We start from the raw sequence: 16,270 nt of genomic DNA, 5'->3' as shown, positions 1-16,270 counted from the left end.
AGCTTATTCAACTAGCACTTGTTCTTCCCTAACAACAGAGTTTTACGACCCGAAAGCCTTCATCACTCACGCGGCGTTGCTCCGTCAGACTTTCGTCCATTGCGGAAGATTCCCTACTGCTGCCTCCCGTAGGAGTCTGGGCCGTGTCTCAGTCCCAGTGTGGCCGATCACCCTCTCAGGTCGGCTACGCATCGTTGCCTTGGTGAGCCGTTACCTCACCAACTAGCTAATGCGACGCGGGTCCATCCATAAGTGACAGCCGAAGCCGCCTTTCAATTTCGAACCATGCAGTTCAAAATATTATCCGGTATTAGCCCCGGTTTCCCGGAGTTATCCCAGTCTTATGGGCAGGTTACCCACGTGTTACTCACCCGTCCGCCGCTAACTTCATAAGAGCAAGCTCTTAATCCATTCGCTCGACTTGCATGTATTAGGCACGCCGCCAGCGTTCATCCTGAGCCAGGATCAAACTCTCCAATAAAGTTAGTTTGTCTAGCATCTAAAAATAAAAATTGACGTTTCACGTTGTTTGTTTCGTTTAGTTTTCAAAGTTCAATATCGCGTTTCAGCGACTTTTATAATATATCATAGTATATTATTTTCGTCAACAAGTTTTTTAAGATAATTTGTATCCCTCATTTGCTGACTCTGCCTATTATATATAGTTTTCTATTGCTATGCAAGTATTATTATAAAAAAATAAGAGGGGGAAAAATCCCCCTCTTATTCTTCAGAAGAAACCTCTTCATTAGATTCCTCTTCTTCATCTTTCTGTGCTTTTGCTACCGTCGCTACCTCTTGCTCATCCTCTAAACGAATTAGACGAACACCTTGTGTATTACGTCCCATTTGAGAGATTTGATCAACTGGCATACGAATAATAACACCCGCTGCCGTAATTAACATGATGTCTTCTTCACCTGTTACAGATTTAACAGCTACTAACTTACCGTTTTTATCTGTAATATTACAAGTCTTCAGACCTTTACCACCACGACTTTGCAGACGGTATTCATCGATTGGTGTACGTTTTCCATAACCATTTTTCGTTACAATTAGAACATTTACATCCTCTTCGACAATTTCCATGCCTACAACTTGATCTTCGTCACCTAATGTAATTGCTTTTACACCAGCCGCATTACGTCCCATAGAACGCACATCTTGCTCGTTAAAGCGAATTAGCATACCATTGCTTGTTCCTACAATAATATCCTTATCACCAGATGTTAAGCGTACAGATATTACTTCATCCTCTTCACGAAGAGAGATTGCAATTAAACCATTCGTACGTATATTCGCAAATGATGAAAGTGGCGTTCTCTTAGAAATACCTTGTTTTGTTGTGAAGAATAAGAATTCATCGTCACCAAATTCACGAATTGGAATAATGGCGTTAATCCACTCACCCTTATCTACACCTAATAAGTTAATAATAGGTATACCTTTTGCTGTACGGCTATACTCTGGGATTTCATATCCTTTCGTACGGTATACTTTACCCTTATTAGTAAAGAATAAAATATGATCATGTGTAGAAGTAGTCAATAGATGCTCTACGAAATCATCATCATTTGTTCCCATTCCTTGCACACCACGCCCACCACGGTTCTGCGTTTTGTACGTAGAAGCTGGTAACCTCTTAATATAACCGTTATGAGTTAACGTAATTGCAATGTTTTGTTCTGGAATCAAATCTTCATCTTCAATAAATTCCATACCACCAATTGTAATTTCTGTTCGTCTCTTATCATTAAAACGCTCTTTTACTTCCGTTAATTCTTCACGAATAATCTCAAGAACTTTCTCTTCATCTGCTAAGATTGCTTTTAATTCAGCAATTAACTTCATTAAGTCTTGATATTCTTGTTCAATTTTTTCCCGTTCTAATCCTGTTAAACGTTGCAGACGCATATCTAAAATTGCTTGTGCTTGTTTCTCACTTAAACCGAAACGTTCCATTAAGCCTTGCTTTGCAATATCTGCTGTTTTCGAACTACGAATTAACGTAATAACTTCATCAAGATGGTCTAAAGCAATTCTTAATCCTTCTAAAATATGAGCACGCGCTTCTGCCTTTTCTAATTCATAAGCAGTACGTCGACGAATTACTACCTTCTGATGCTCCAAGTAATGATATAAATTTTGTTTTAAATTCAATACTTGTGGCTCTCCATTTACAAGAGACAACATATTAATACCGAAACTTGTTTGAAGTGCTGTATGTTTATATAGATTATTTAATAGTACATTAGCATTGGCATCACGACGTACTTCCATAACAATACGCATACCGTTTCGATCTGACTCATCACGTAAGTCCGTAATACCTTCAATTTTCTTATCACGAACTAATTCCGCAATTTTTTCAATTAATCGCGCCTTATTAACTTGATAAGGTAGTTCAGTTACGAGAATAGATTGTTTACCATTTGACTTCTCTTCAATTTCAACTTTAGCTCGAAGCATAATAGAGCCTCTACCTGTTTCATATGCTCTTCGAATCCCACTTCGTCCCAAAATTAAACCTGCTGTTGGAAAATCTGGTCCTGGAATAAACTCCATTAATTCCGCAATAGTAATGTCAGGGTTATGGCTTAGTGCCAATACGCCATCAATTACTTCACCAAGTTGATGCGGCGGAATGTTTGTTGCCATACCAACTGCAATACCCGTCGTACCATTCACTAATAGATTAGGGAAACGCGCCGGCAATACAATTGGCTCTCTTTCAGAACCATCATAGTTATCTTGATAATCAATCGTATTTTTTGAAATATCACGTATTAATTCCATAGAAATCTTAGACATTCTTGCTTCTGTATAACGCATTGCTGCTGCTGAATCACCATCAACAGAACCAAAGTTACCATGTCCATCAACAAGCATATAACGTTGACTAAAATCTTGCGCCATACGTACCATCGTCTCGTAAACAGCTGAATCACCGTGAGGGTGATACTTACCGATTACTTCACCGACAATACGTGCTGATTTCTTATACGCTTTATCAGCTGTAATTCCTAAATCATTCATCGCATATAAAACCCTACGATGCACAGGTTTTAATCCATCACGAACATCTGGTAATGCACGAGATACGATAACACTCATTGCGTAATCTAAAAATGAAGTACGCATTTCATGACTAATATTAATTTCTCGAATTCGTGCTTGTTGTTGATTGTCTGACATCAACGAGCACCTCCTCTTACATTTCCGTTACACATACATTGATTTATATGTAGAAGACAGGAATACTTAGATTCCTGTCATTACTCATTTAAATATCAAGGTTTTTCACGTATTTTGCATTTTCTTGGATAAAGTTACGACGTGGCTCTACTTTATCTCCCATTAAAATTTCAAATGTTTCATCCGCTTCAATTGCATCTTGAAGAGAAACTTGAAGTAATGAACGTACTTCTGGGTCCATTGTCGTCTCCCATAACTGAGTTGGATTCATTTCCCCTAGACCTTTATAACGCTGAATCCCCGGCTTAGGTTGTGCTGGTAATTCCGCTAAGATTTTTTCAAGTTCCTTATCGTTGTAAGCATATTGAATTTTCTTACCTTGTTGTACTTTAAACAAAGGTGGCTGTGCAATATATATATATCCACACTCAATTATTTGACGCATATAACGATAGAAGAACGTTAATAATAGGGTACGAATATGCGCACCATCAACATCGGCATCGGTCATAATAATAACTTTATGATAGCGTGCTTTTTCAATATCAAAGTCTCCGCCGATATTTGTACCGATCGCCGTAATAATTGTACGAACTTCATCATTTGATAAAATCTTATCTAAGCGTGCCTTTTCAACATTAATAATTTTACCCTTCAGCGGTAAAATTGCTTGGAAATGACGATCACGCCCTTGTTTCGCAGATCCACCCGCAGAGTCACCCTCTACGATATAAATTTCACTAATTGCTGGATCTTTAGAAGAACAGTCTGCCAATTTCCCTGGTAAACTTGAAACTTCTAAAGCACTCTTTCGGCGAGTTAACTCACGAGCCTTTTTAGCTGCTACACGTGCACGGGCTGCCATCGTCCCTTTATCTATAATTTTACGTGCGACATTTGGATTTTCCAGTAAGAACTTTTCAAATGCCTCTGAGAATACTGACTCTGTAATTGTTCTGGCTTCACTATTTCCAAGTTTCGTCTTCGTTTGTCCTTCGAATTGTGGGTTCGGATGTTTAATTGACACAATTGCTGTTAAACCTTCACGAACATCTTCACCAGTTAAATTACTATCCGCATCTTTTAAAATATTATTTTTACGACCATAATCGTTGATCACGCGAGTTAAGGCAGTTTTAAATCCTACCTCATGCGTACCACCTTCATACGTATGAATATTATTTGTAAATGAGTAAATATGATTTGTATATCCTTCGTTATATTGAAGCGCAACTTCAACCTGAATACCATCTTTTGAACCTTCTACATATACAGGTTCTTCATGAATTGGTTGTTTTGAACGATTTAAATGTTCAACATATGATTTAATTCCACCTTCATAGTGAAACTCTTTCTTTTGCTTATGTTCACGCTTATCTTCAATTGTTAATTTAATATTACGATTTAAAAATGCCAACTCACGCATACGAGTCGCTAACGTATCAAATTCATATTCTGTCGTCTCTTTAAAAATCTCTGGGTCCGGCTTAAAACGAGTTATTGTTCCAGTTTTATCTGTATCACCGATGACTTTTAAATCCGCAACCGGAATACCTCTTTCATACTTTTGATAATGGATTTTCCCATCACGATGTACAAATACTTCTAGTTCTGTTGATAAGGCATTTACAACAGATGCACCAACACCATGCAAACCACCAGAAACCTTATAACCGCCACCGCCAAATTTACCTCCGGCGTGAAGGACAGTCATGATAACTTCTACAGCAGGACGTCCCATTTTTTCTTGTATACCAACTGGAATACCACGTCCATTATCCGTTACAAGAATACTATTATCTTCTTCGATACTGACGTTAATTTCATCACAATACCCTGCAAGTGCTTCATCAATACTATTATCGACGATTTCCCACACAAGATGGTGAAGTCCTTTTCCACTTGTAGATCCAATATACATCCCAGGGCGTTTTCGAACCGCTTCTAACCCCTCAAGTACCTGTATCTGACTTTCATCATATGAGTTTTCTTCCATTTGCTTTTGTTCCATTGACACAAAGATCACCTACTTTTCCATTTAAGATAGGGATTACGCCCTATCTATTTCACAATCTACCGTGCCGTTCGTTACATGAATTGTTTTCGCTTCTTTTAATGTTTCGTGTTCAATTCCGTCGACACTCGTCGTTGTCACAAATGTTTGCACTTTTCCTTGAATTGTATTTAACAGATGTGATTGACGATAATCATCTAATTCTGATAATACATCATCCAATAAAAGAATCGGATATTCCTTAACTTCTGAGTAAATCAATTCAATTTCAGCTAATTTTAGGGACAGTGCGGTCGTTCGTTGTTGTCCTTGTGAACCAAAGACTTGAACATTTTTACTGTTAACGAAGAATTGTAAATCATCACGATGAGGACCAATTAAAGTCGTACCACGGAAAATCTCACGTTGTTTCACAGATTGAAAATTTTCATAGTATACTTCTTTTATTTTCGACAAATCCATTGATTCTGATACATCTACACTTGGTTTATAGACAATTTCTAATTCTTCTAATCCACGGCTTATACCGCGATGAATTGGAGCTGCCCATTCTTGTAGTAAATGCAAAAATTCAAACCGTTTTTGCAATATTTTTGCACCATGCTCAATAAGTTGAAGTGTAAATACATCCAACATCGTTTCCTCATTCTTACTATTCCCTTGCATCTTTTTCAGCAAGTGATTTCGTTGCGTGAGCACCTTTTGATATTGACTCAATTCATACAAATAGACTGGAGCTATTTGACCTAATTCCATATCTAAAAAGCGTCTTCTTACTTGAGGGCTTCCTTTTACAAGATTTAAATCTTCTGGGGCAAACATGACAACATTCATCATGCCAATATATTGACTCAATTTTTGTTGTTCAAGTTGATTTAATTTTGCCTTTTTACCTTTTTTCGAAATATTTAATTCCAAAGACAAAGAACTATTTCTCTTTTGTAATTTCCCTTTAATTTGACCGAAATCTTCATCCCAGCGGATAAGCTCGCGATCATTAGAGGTTCTATGAGATTTCGCCATCGCTAAAACGTAAATAGCTTCCATCAAATTCGTTTTCCCTTGCGCGTTTTCACCGATAATCACATTCACTTTATCTTCAAAGGAAAGCTCTAACTTTTCATAATTGCGATAGTTTTTTAATTGTATTTCTGAAATAAACAAAGGGCTCCCCCTTTATGCCTGAACTTGGAAACTTCCGCTTCCTGGAATTTCGATAATATCGTTCGCATATAATTTGCGACCTCTTCTATTTTCAAGTTCTTGATTCACGTACACTTCATATTCCTGTAAAAACCATTTTACAGCGCCACCTGTATCAATTACATCGGCTAACTTTAAAAATTGTCCTAGTGTAATATATTCTGTTGAAATTTTAATACGTTTCATAAAATCGCTCACTTTCTGAAAGTGTTCATTCTTTCATTGTACTAAATAAACTAACATTAGGAAAGTAATACCCAAAAATCAAATAAGGGCTACTAGTATCTGAAAACTAGCAACCCTTACTTCTTACTTAGTAAGTACGAACCGGTAAAATTAATTGAATAATGGACTCATCATTTACTGTACGAATTAAGAATGGTCTCATTGCGCCAGTAAAGCTAATTTTAATTTCAGTACTATCTAAAGCTTTTAGTGCATCCATCATATATTTTGCACTAAAAGATATTTTTAACTCTTCCCCATCTACTTTTTCACATTGAACTTCTTCTACTACTTTCCCGATTTCTGGTGAATTCGAAGAAATTTCTAGCATTTCTTGTTCTAAAGTTGATAATTTCACAACATTATTACGACCATCTCTTGCTAATAGAGATGCACGATCAATTGCTTGTAAAAATTCTTTTGTGTTTACAAAAATATCTGTTTTACTCTCGGCTGGAATTAAACGAGTTGTATCGGGATAATTCCCTTCTAATAATCTTGAGAAGAATAATAAATGCTTTGTACGGAATAATACTTGATACTCCGTAATAACGATATCTACCATTTCTTCAGACTCATCTAGAATTTTGCTTAATTCATTTAAGCTTTTACCTGGAATAACAACATTCGCTTGGAATTCATCTGAGATTCCTTCGATTTTTGCTTTTCGAAGAGCCAACCTGTGACTATCTGTAGCAATGCAAGTTAATTCGCTGTTATATACTTTCCAGTTTACACCTGTCAAGATCGGTCTTGTTTCAGAAGTGGAAACTGCAAATACAGTTTGTCTGATCATATGTTTCAGTAAATCTGTTGGAATCTTAAAAACATGATGTTCTTCAATTTGTGGTAACAATGGATATTCAGCAGAATCTAAGCCATTTAAATTAAACTCTGATTTTCCAGAAATTATTTTTGTCATAAAATGATTTTCCACAGAAATTTCGACAGTCTCTTTAGGTAATTTTTTTACAATCTCACTAAAATATTTTGCTTGTAAAATAATACTTCCTGATTGTGCTACTTCTACGATTTCTTTTCCATCGTCTTCAACTGGGATAAAAGATTCAATAGAAATATCAGCATCGCTTCCTGTTAACGTTACTCCTTCTTCCGTAGCGACAACTTTAATTCCTGTAAGGATCGGAATTGTTGTACGAGAAGAAACAGCCTTCATTACATCTTGTACACTTCTTACAAGATAGTCTTTTTGTATTGTAAAACGCATAAAGAAAAACCTCCGGTAAGTATAATATTTTATTTAATTAATAAAGATAAAAAATAGTAGTAATAGTAATAGGTCCTGTGGATATGTGGATAACCCCATTAAAGGATGTAAAAACAGTCTATCTACATGTGGATAGACTGTGCATAAAACAAGGAGAGTTATTCACACTATTCAGCTACTACTTTAAAATATCGTTAATTTCTTCAACTTGCTTTTGTAATTGCGTATCCGTTTTAAGTAGCTTAGAAATTTTTTCATGAGCATGGATAACTGTTGTATGATCACGTCCACCAAATTCTTCACCTATTTTAGGTAAGGAGTAATCTGTAAGTTCGCGCGATAAATACATTGCAATTTGGCGAGGGAAGGCAACTGATTTTGTTCGCTTTTTCGCCTTGAAATCTTCCAGTTTTATTTGATAAACATCCCCGACAGCCTTTTGAATATCATAAATAGAGATAATTTTTGGTTTAGAATTTGGAATAATATTTTTAAGTGCTTCAGCTGCTAAATCAGCATTAATATCTTTGTTAATTAAAGATGAGTAAGCTACAACTCGGATGAGTGCACCTTCTAGTTCACGAATGTTTGAATCAATTTGATTTGCAATATAAAGCATAACCTCATTTGGTATATCGAGTCCTTCAGCCTTTGCTTTTTTACGTAAAATTGCAATTCGTGTTTCTAAATCTGGTGGCGTAATATCCGTAATGAGTCCCCATTCAAAGCGAGAACGAAGACGATCTTCTAAAGTTGGAATTTCTTTTGGTGGCCGATCACTTGAAATTACAATTTGTTTACTTTCTTCGTGTAATGCATTGAATGTATGGAAAAACTCCTCTTGAGTTTGTTCTTTTCCTGCTAGAAATTGAATATCATCTATCAATAAAACATCTACATTACGGTATTTATTACGAAAATCGACCGCTTTATTATCACGAATAGAATTAATGAATTCATTTGTAAATTTTTCTGATGATAAATATACAACCTTCGCGTTTGGGTTATGTTCAATTACATAATGACCAATTGCATGCATTAAATGGGTCTTTCCAAGTCCAACTCCCCCGTAAATAAAGAGGGGATTATATGCTTTAGCTGGCGCTTCGGCTACGGCCAATGAAGCAGCATGAGCAAAACGGTTACCAGAGCCAATAACAAATGTATCAAACGTATATTTTGGATTTAGCATACTCTGTGGTAAATGATTAGAATCATCTTGTGCTGAATTTGGTTTAGAAGGAGGAAGATCAATCTCCTCTTCAGCCTGACTTTGGGGAATAATAAAGCGAATAGCTAATTTTGCCCCCGTTAAATCATAAAGTGTTTCCGAAATTAGCTCTGAATAATGAGATTCTAACCAATCACGAGCGAATTCATTTGGAGCCGTAATTGTTAATACGTCTTTTTTTAAATTATGTGCGGTTGTTGATTTTAACCATGTTTCATAACTTGGTTTACTGACCTTTTTTTCTAGTTCTTTTAAGGCGCTGTTCCATAAATCAGAGATGTTTTCCAAAGGTGTCCCTCCTTTACTAAGATGGTAAAAGAATAAGGTTGCGCAACAAATGTACAACCTAAATAAATATAAAATGTATATTTATACGAAACGTATTTTAAAACCTAAAAACGTCGTTTGTATATGAGATAGGGTTTTCGACAAAAAAAGCAAATGTGGATAATCATTTACCCACATGTGATTAAAACTGTCCACATGTTATACACAAATTGTGGATAAGATAAAGATGTGGAAAACTTATTCAAAGTGAAAACACAACTATAATATCAAAAAAAAGTAGCTATAGCAATGAATTTAAGAAAGTTATCCACAAAATCAATACCTTGTGGAATAAACTTGTCCACAACACGATATACTGTGTAAAAGTACGAAAAGAGTTTGTGGATATAAAAAACAAGAAAAAACATTTATCCACAAGGAAATATAGGGTCTGTGAAAAAGTATGTGAATAGGTTCAAAATGAATATTTGATGAAAATTTCGAGAACCATTGACATTTTCCTAGTTGATTAACTATAATTTATAGGACTGTCTTTAACAGATATTCCTCAGGGAGGTGTCATATAATGAAAAGAACTTACCAACCAAATAAACGTAAGCGCAGCAAAGTACATGGTTTCCGCAGCCGTATGAGCACAGCGAACGGACGTAAAGTGCTAGCAGCTCGTCGTCGTAAAGGAAGAAAAGTATTATCTGCGTAGACCACTGATCGTTCAGTGGTCTTTTTTTCTAATAATAGTGAATTTCCACTGATGAACTACAGGAGTGTCAATTGATATGAAGAAAACACATCGTATAAAAAAGAATGATGAATTCCAGACGGTTTTTCAAAAAGGAAAATCAAATGCGAATCGTCAGCTTGTTGTCTATCAACTAGATAAGGCAGAGCAGCCAAACTTTCGTATTGGTCTTTCTGTCAGCAAGAAAATAGGAAATGCAGTAGTGCGTAACCGAATTAAACGTATGATTCGCCAGTCGATCACAGAATTAAAAGATGAGATAGATTCTGGAAAAGATTTTGTTATAATAGCAAGGAAGCCTTGTGCAGAGATGACATATGAAGAATTAAAGAAAAGCTTAATTCATGTCTTTAAACGCTCTGGTATGAAAAGAATAAAAAAGTAGCGTAAGGAAATGAATTACACTATATACATACCGATACAAGGAGGAGCAGGCTTTGAAAAAGAAAATAGGTTTACTAGCCATGGTTATTGCATTAATGGCAATTGCTACTGGCTGTAGTGAAGTGAATCAGCCGATTACACCGAAAAGTACTGGAATTTGGAATGAATATTTCGTATATCCGCTTTCTCAGTTAATTACGTATTTTGCCAATTTATTTGGTAGTAATTACGGTTTAGCAATCGTTGTTACAACTCTTATCATTCGTTTTGCATTATTACCATTAATGATTAAACAAACGAAGAGTACGAAAGCAATGCAGGCGTTACAACCAGAAATGGTGAAGTTAAAAGAGAAATATAGTTCTAAAGATCAAGCAACACAGCAAAAACTACAACAAGAAATGATGCAGTTATATCAAAAAAATGGTGTAAACCCATTAGCAGGATGTTTACCGATATTTGTTCAGATGCCTATTTTATTCGCGTTTTACCATGCGATTATGAGAACAGCAGAAATTAGTAAGCATACATTTTTATGGTTCGACTTAGGGCAGGCAGATCCGTACTATATCTTACCGGTTGTCGCGGCAATTACGACATTTATTCAGCAAAAGCTTGCAATGGCAGGAACAGCTGGTCAAAACCCGCAAATGGCAATGATGATTTGGCTTATGCCAATTATGATTTTAGTCTTTGCAATTAACTTCCCAGCTGCATTATCACTTTACTGGGTTGTTGGTAATATCTTTGGTATCGCTCAAATGTACTTGATCAAGGGGCCAGAAATTAAGGCTAGTAAGGCAGGAGGATCAAGCAAGTGAGTGTAATTACTGCTAAAGGACAAACAGTCGATCTGGCAGTACAAGATGCTTTAAGGCAACTAAATGTTCCGAAAGACCGAGTAGATATAAATATTATCGATGAGGGTAAAAGAGGGTTCCTAGGTTTATTTGGGAATCGACCTGCAGTAGTAGAAGTTGTATTGAAGAAAGATCCGATTCAAGAATGTGAAGAATATTTAAAAAATGTTATTCACGATATGGGTGTGGAAGCTGAGATTAGTAAAATTGTAAAAGGACGCGAAGTTGAATTTACAATTTCTGGCGAAAATATAGGTGTTTTGATTGGAAAAAGAGGGAACACCTTGAATTCTTTACAGTATTTAACAAAACTTGTGGCGAATCGTAATACGAAGCAGTATATTGGTATCACACTAGATGCTGAAAATTATCGTAGTAAAAGAAAAGGTACATTAGAAGCACTTTCTTATCGATTAGCAAAACAAGTGGTAAGTACGAAAAAAAGAGTTGTGTTAGAGCCTATGCCATCTTTTGAACGAAAGATTATCCACCAAGCATTATCTAATCATCGAAATATCATTACAACTTCTGAAGGAAAAGAACCACATCGACATGTTGTAATATCTTCCAAGTGACCGGTTACTCAATTGAGTGCCGGTTTTTTTGAGGGGAAAACAGGTGTGGATAACTGAAAAACACTAAACTTATCCACTGTGAATAAGTTTAGTGTTTTTTACATGAGGACATAATAAAATGAGTTATTCTTCTTTTGTAGATAGGTTCGTTATGGTATTCTAATAATTTAGTGAAGAAAATAATCATGTTGAAATAGAGATAAATAAGCAAGTGAGGTGAAAGGACATGGAATTTGATACAATTGCCGCGATTTCCACAGCACTTGGAGAAGGTGCAATTGCCATTGTTCGAGTAAGTGGGGATGATGCGGTTGAAAAAGTTAATCGTATTTTTAAAGGGAAGGATTTAACAGAGGTTCCTTCTCACACAATTCATTATGGTCATATTGTCGATTTAGATACAAATCAAGTTATTGAAGAAGTGATGGTATCTATTCTGCGTGCACCAAGGACTTTTACACGTGAAAATATAGTGGAAATTAACTGCCACGGTGGACTTGTTTCGGTAAATAAAGTGTTGCAGCTTATTTTAGCGCAAGGAGTACGATTAGCGGAGCCTGGTGAATTTACAAAACGTGCTTTTTTAAATGGCCGTATTGATTTATCACAAGCAGAAGCTGTTATGGACCTAATCCGTGCAAAAACAGATCGTGCAATGAACGTAGCAATTAACCAAATGGAAGGACGATTATCTAAATTAATCGGCCGTCTGCGTCAGGAGATATTAGAAACGTTGGCTCATGTTGAGGTAAACATAGATTACCCGGAATATGATGATGTGGAAGAAATGACACATAATATTTTAATTGAGAAAGCGACACATGTTCGTGCGGAAATTGCAAAAATATTAGAAACATCCAAGCAAGGAAAGATTTTACGTGAAGGTATTGCTACTGCAATTATCGGTAGACCTAACGTTGGGAAATCATCGCTATTAAATAGTCTCGTTCAGGAGAAAAAGGCAATTGTAACTGATATTGCAGGAACAACTCGTGATGTTATTGAAGAGTACGTTAATGTGCGTGGTGTACCACTTAAGCTTATAGATACAGCCGGTATTCGTGAAACAGAAGATGTTGTTGAACGAATTGGTGTAGAGCGTTCAAAAGAAATGATGAGCCAAGCTGATTTAGTGTTAGTTGTCGTTAATTATAGCGAGGCTTTAACGCATGAGGATGAAGATCTATTCCGTGCGGTACAAGGAAAAGATTTCATTGTTATTGTAAATAAGACAGATTTATCGCAAACAATCGATATGGAACGTGTTATAGAATTGGCAGCGGGAAATCGTGTTATTACAACGTCGTTAATTGAGGAACAAGGAATAGATGAGCTTGAAAAGGCAATAGCTGATTTATTCTTTGAAGGAACGATTGATTCTGCAGATGTGACATATGTTTCTAACGCGAGACATATTGGATTATTAACACAAGCAGGAAAAACAATTGGAGATGCAATCGAGGCGATAGAAAATGGTGTTCCAATTGATATGGTGCAAATTGATTTAACAAGAACGTGGGAAATACTTGGTGAAATTACTGGTGATACTGTCCATGAAAGCCTAATTGACCAGTTGTTCTCTCAATTTTGTTTAGGAAAATAATATAGTGATGTTTTAGAAAGATAGAGATTATTAGGAGGAATAAACAATGGGATACAATGCCGGTTCATACGATGTCATAGTGATCGGTGCAGGTCATGCAGGATGTGAAGCTGGTCTTGCGGCAGCACGAATGGGCTCCAACACATTAATGTTAACAATTAATTTAGATATGGTAGCGTTTATGCCATGTAACCCTTCTGTTGGTGGACCAGCAAAAGGGATTGTTGTTCGTGAAATTGATGCATTAGGCGGAGAAATGGGACGCAACATTGATAAAACGTATATTCAAATGCGTATGTTAAATACAGGTAAAGGGCCAGCTGTACGCGCACTTCGAGCACAAGCAGATAAGTTCTCTTACCAGCATGAATTAAAAAAAACAATTGAAGAAACACCAAACTTAACGTTGTTCCAAGGAATGGTTGAGCGTTTAATCGTTGAAGATGGCGAATGTAAAGGGGTAATTACGCAAGCTGGTGCTGAATATACAGCAAAAACAGTTGTAATTACGACTGGAACATTTTTACGCGGTGAGATTATTATGGGAGATTTAAAATATTCGAGCGGTCCGAATAATCAACAACCATCTATTACTTTATCCGAACATTTAGAGGAGCTTGGATTTGATCTTGTTAGATTTAAAACAGGTACACCTCCGCGCGTAAATAGTAATACGATTGATTACAGTAAAACAGAAATTCAACCAGGTGATGATAAACCACGAGCTTTCTCTTTTGAAACGACAAAATTTATTATGGATCAAATTCCATGTTGGTTGACATATACAAGTACGGAAACACATCGTTTAATAGATGAAAACCTACATCGCTCAGCTATGTATTCTGGTATGATTAAGGGAACAGGACCTAGATATTGTCCTTCAATTGAAGACAAGGTAGTAAGGTTTAATGATAAACCACGTCATCAAATTTTCTTAGAGCCAGAAGGACGTAATACACAAGAAGTGTATGTACAAGGTTTATCCACAAGCTTACCAGAAGATGTGCAACGTGATATGCTTAGAACAATACCTGGCTTAGAAAATGTTGAAATGATGCGTACAGGTTATGCAATTGAATATGATGCAATTGTGCCAACACAACTATGGCCAACACTTGAAACGAAAAAAATTAAAAATTTATATACAGCAGGACAAATTAACGGAACTTCTGGTTACGAAGAGGCGGCAGGACAAGGGCTTATGGCTGGGATTAATGCAGCATGTCGTTCTTTAGGTAAAAAAGAAGTTATTTTAGGTCGCGCGGATGCTTATATTGGTGTCTTAATTGATGATCTTGTAACGAAAGGTACAAATGAACCATATCGTTTATTAACGTCTCGTGCAGAATATCGCCTATTATTACGCCATGATAATGCTGATCTTCGTTTAACTGAGGTTGGTCGTGAAATTGGATTAATTAAAGAAGAGCGCTATGAGCGATTTACAAATAAAAAATTAAAAATTGAACAGGAAAAGGAACGTTTAGGTAGCATTATTATTAAACCACGTCCTGAAGTTCAAGAATTAATTCGTAGTATTGGTGGAAGTGAATTGAAAGATGGAATACGTGCAAGTGACCTATTACGCCGTCCAGAGATGACATATGAGCATATTCATCTTTTAGTACCAAGTGAAGTAGAATTAAGTGATGAAATTACAGAACAAGTTGAAATTCAGATTAAGTACGAAGGATATATCGAAAAATCTTTACAACAAGTAGAGCGTATGAAGAAAATGGAAAATAAAAAAATCCCTGTGGATATTGATTATGATGCGATTTCTAGTCTTGCCTCAGAAGCGAGACAGAAATTGAAAGATGTTCGTCCACTTTCAATGGGGCAGGCTTCACGTATTTCTGGCGTAAATCCAGCTGATGTTTCCATTTTGCTTGTGTATATTGAACAAGGAAAAATTGCACGAGTATCGAACCAATAAATAGTAAGGAGATATTGCTAGATGAACATAGAACAATTTCAATCTATGCTAGAAGAGAAGGGTATCACCCTCTCTTCTAGACAATTAGAGCAGTTCAAAATCTACTTTGAAACGTTAGTAGAGTGGAATGAAAAAATGAATTTAACAGCTATTACGGAGAAGGAAGAAGTATATTTAAAACACTTTTTTGATTCTATTACAGCTGCTTTTTATTATGATTTTTCGAAACCATTCTCTATTTGTGATGTTGGCGCAGGAGCTGGATTCCCAAGTATTCCGCTGAAAATCTGTTTCCCACATTTAAAAGTAACAATTGTAGATTCATTACAAAAACGTATTAATTTCTTAAATCACTTAGCGCAAAAATTAGAGTTAAGTGATGTTGCCTTTTGTCATGATCGTGCTGAAACATTTGGGAAAAAAGAAGATGTGCGTGAATCGTACGATATTGTAATGGCACGTGCAGTTGCCCGTCTTTCGGTATTGAGTGAGCTATGTTTACCACTTGTAAAAGTTGGGGGGACATTCATTGCAATGAAAGGTGCCGCAGCAAATGAAGAAATTGAAAATGGCAAGTATGCTTTAGAGGTGCTAGGCGGGAATTTAAAAGAAATGTCTACGTTCCAATTACCGTTTGAAGAAAGCGAACGTAATATTTTATTAATCGAGAAAAAGCGCAAGACACCAAAGAAATATCCACGCAAACCGGGAACACCCAATAAATTACCTATTGAAAAATAAATCTTATTAGACGTAAGATTAAATTATATAAATGAAAACGTAAATGTT

13 protein-coding genes and 1 rRNA gene are annotated in these 16,270 nt (G+C 36.1%); 7 read left to right on the top strand and 7 right to left on the bottom strand.

Translation table 11 applies throughout. The annotated features are described in order from the left end of the window. The 7 genes from KVT31_RS15580 to dnaA form a co-directional block, all read right to left on the bottom strand. Positions 1-481: ribosomal RNA gene (locus KVT31_RS15580) — 16S ribosomal RNA — on the bottom strand; the annotation flags it as partial. Between the two features lie 242 nt (positions 482-723). Further along, a complete protein-coding gene (gene gyrA, locus KVT31_RS15575) occupies positions 724-3,195 on the bottom strand; it encodes a DNA gyrase subunit A (RefSeq protein WP_001282859.1) in 2,472 nt (823 codons plus the stop codon). 88 nt (positions 3,196-3,283) lie between these two features. Next, positions 3,284-5,206: a DNA topoisomerase (ATP-hydrolyzing) subunit B gene (gene gyrB, locus KVT31_RS15570; protein WP_088098613.1), complete on the bottom strand. Its 1,923-nt coding sequence runs from the start codon at positions 5,204-5,206 to the stop codon at positions 3,284-3,286. 39 nt (positions 5,207-5,245) lie between these two features. Further along, positions 5,246-6,373: a DNA replication/repair protein RecF gene (gene recF, locus KVT31_RS15565; RefSeq protein ID WP_000470743.1), complete on the bottom strand. Its 1,128-nt coding sequence runs from the start codon at positions 6,371-6,373 to the stop codon at positions 5,246-5,248. A gap of 12 nt (positions 6,374-6,385) precedes the next feature. Next, positions 6,386-6,598: a S4 domain-containing protein YaaA gene (yaaA, locus tag KVT31_RS15560; RefSeq protein ID WP_000821366.1), complete on the bottom strand. Its 213-nt coding sequence runs from the start codon at positions 6,596-6,598 to the stop codon at positions 6,386-6,388. A 127-nt stretch (positions 6,599-6,725) separates the two neighbouring features. After that, positions 6,726-7,865: a DNA polymerase III subunit beta gene (dnaN, locus tag KVT31_RS15555; protein WP_088098612.1), complete on the bottom strand. Its 1,140-nt coding sequence runs from the start codon at positions 7,863-7,865 to the stop codon at positions 6,726-6,728. Between the two features lie 178 nt (positions 7,866-8,043). Further along, positions 8,044-9,384, bottom strand: coding sequence for a chromosomal replication initiator protein DnaA (gene dnaA, locus KVT31_RS15550; protein WP_000428027.1), 1,341 nt, complete (start codon positions 9,382-9,384; stop codon positions 8,044-8,046). 565 nt (positions 9,385-9,949) lie between these two features. Here dnaA and rpmH point away from each other — a divergent pair. The 7 genes from rpmH to rsmG all read left to right on the top strand — a co-directional run bounded on the left by rpmH (position 9,950) and on the right by rsmG (position 16,222). Next, a complete protein-coding gene (rpmH, locus tag KVT31_RS15545; protein WP_000831901.1) occupies positions 9,950-10,084 on the top strand; it encodes a 50S ribosomal protein L34 in 135 nt (44 codons plus the stop codon). A 76-nt stretch (positions 10,085-10,160) separates the two neighbouring features. Beyond that, positions 10,161-10,508, top strand: coding sequence for a ribonuclease P protein component (gene rnpA / locus KVT31_RS15540; protein ID WP_000750813.1), 348 nt, complete (start codon positions 10,161-10,163; stop codon positions 10,506-10,508). A 52-nt stretch (positions 10,509-10,560) separates the two neighbouring features. Next, positions 10,561-11,328, top strand: coding sequence for a YidC family membrane integrase SpoIIIJ (spoIIIJ, locus tag KVT31_RS15535; protein ID WP_000726760.1), 768 nt, complete (start codon positions 10,561-10,563; stop codon positions 11,326-11,328). Beyond that, a complete protein-coding gene (gene jag, locus KVT31_RS15530) occupies positions 11,325-11,942 on the top strand; it encodes an RNA-binding cell elongation regulator Jag/EloR (RefSeq protein WP_088098611.1) in 618 nt (205 codons plus the stop codon). The genes spoIIIJ and jag overlap by 4 nt, the downstream gene beginning before the upstream one ends. A gap of 226 nt (positions 11,943-12,168) precedes the next feature. Beyond that, on the top strand, positions 12,169-13,545 hold the full coding sequence (mnmE, locus tag KVT31_RS15525; RefSeq protein ID WP_088098610.1) for a tRNA uridine-5-carboxymethylaminomethyl(34) synthesis GTPase MnmE: 1,377 nt from the start codon (positions 12,169-12,171) through the stop codon (positions 13,543-13,545). Positions 13,546-13,591: 46 nt separating this feature from the next. Then, positions 13,592-15,481 carry a tRNA uridine-5-carboxymethylaminomethyl(34) synthesis enzyme MnmG gene (gene mnmG, locus KVT31_RS15520; protein WP_088098609.1) on the top strand — a complete coding sequence of 630 codons (1,890 nt, stop codon included), beginning with the start codon at positions 13,592-13,594 and terminating at the stop codon, positions 15,479-15,481. 21 nt (positions 15,482-15,502) lie between these two features. Continuing rightward, positions 15,503-16,222, top strand: coding sequence for a 16S rRNA (guanine(527)-N(7))-methyltransferase RsmG (gene rsmG, locus KVT31_RS15515; protein ID WP_088098608.1), 720 nt, complete (start codon positions 15,503-15,505; stop codon positions 16,220-16,222). The last annotated feature ends 48 nt before the right edge of the window (positions 16,223-16,270 follow it).

The sequence above is a fragment of the Bacillus sp. GbtcB14 genome (assembly GCF_019091205.1).
GTDB classification, from domain to species: domain Bacteria; phylum Bacillota; class Bacilli; order Bacillales; family Bacillaceae_G; genus Bacillus_A; species Bacillus_A cereus_AG.
Note: the sequence above shows the minus strand (reverse complement) of the source record. Positions and strands in the feature narration are given on the sequence as shown.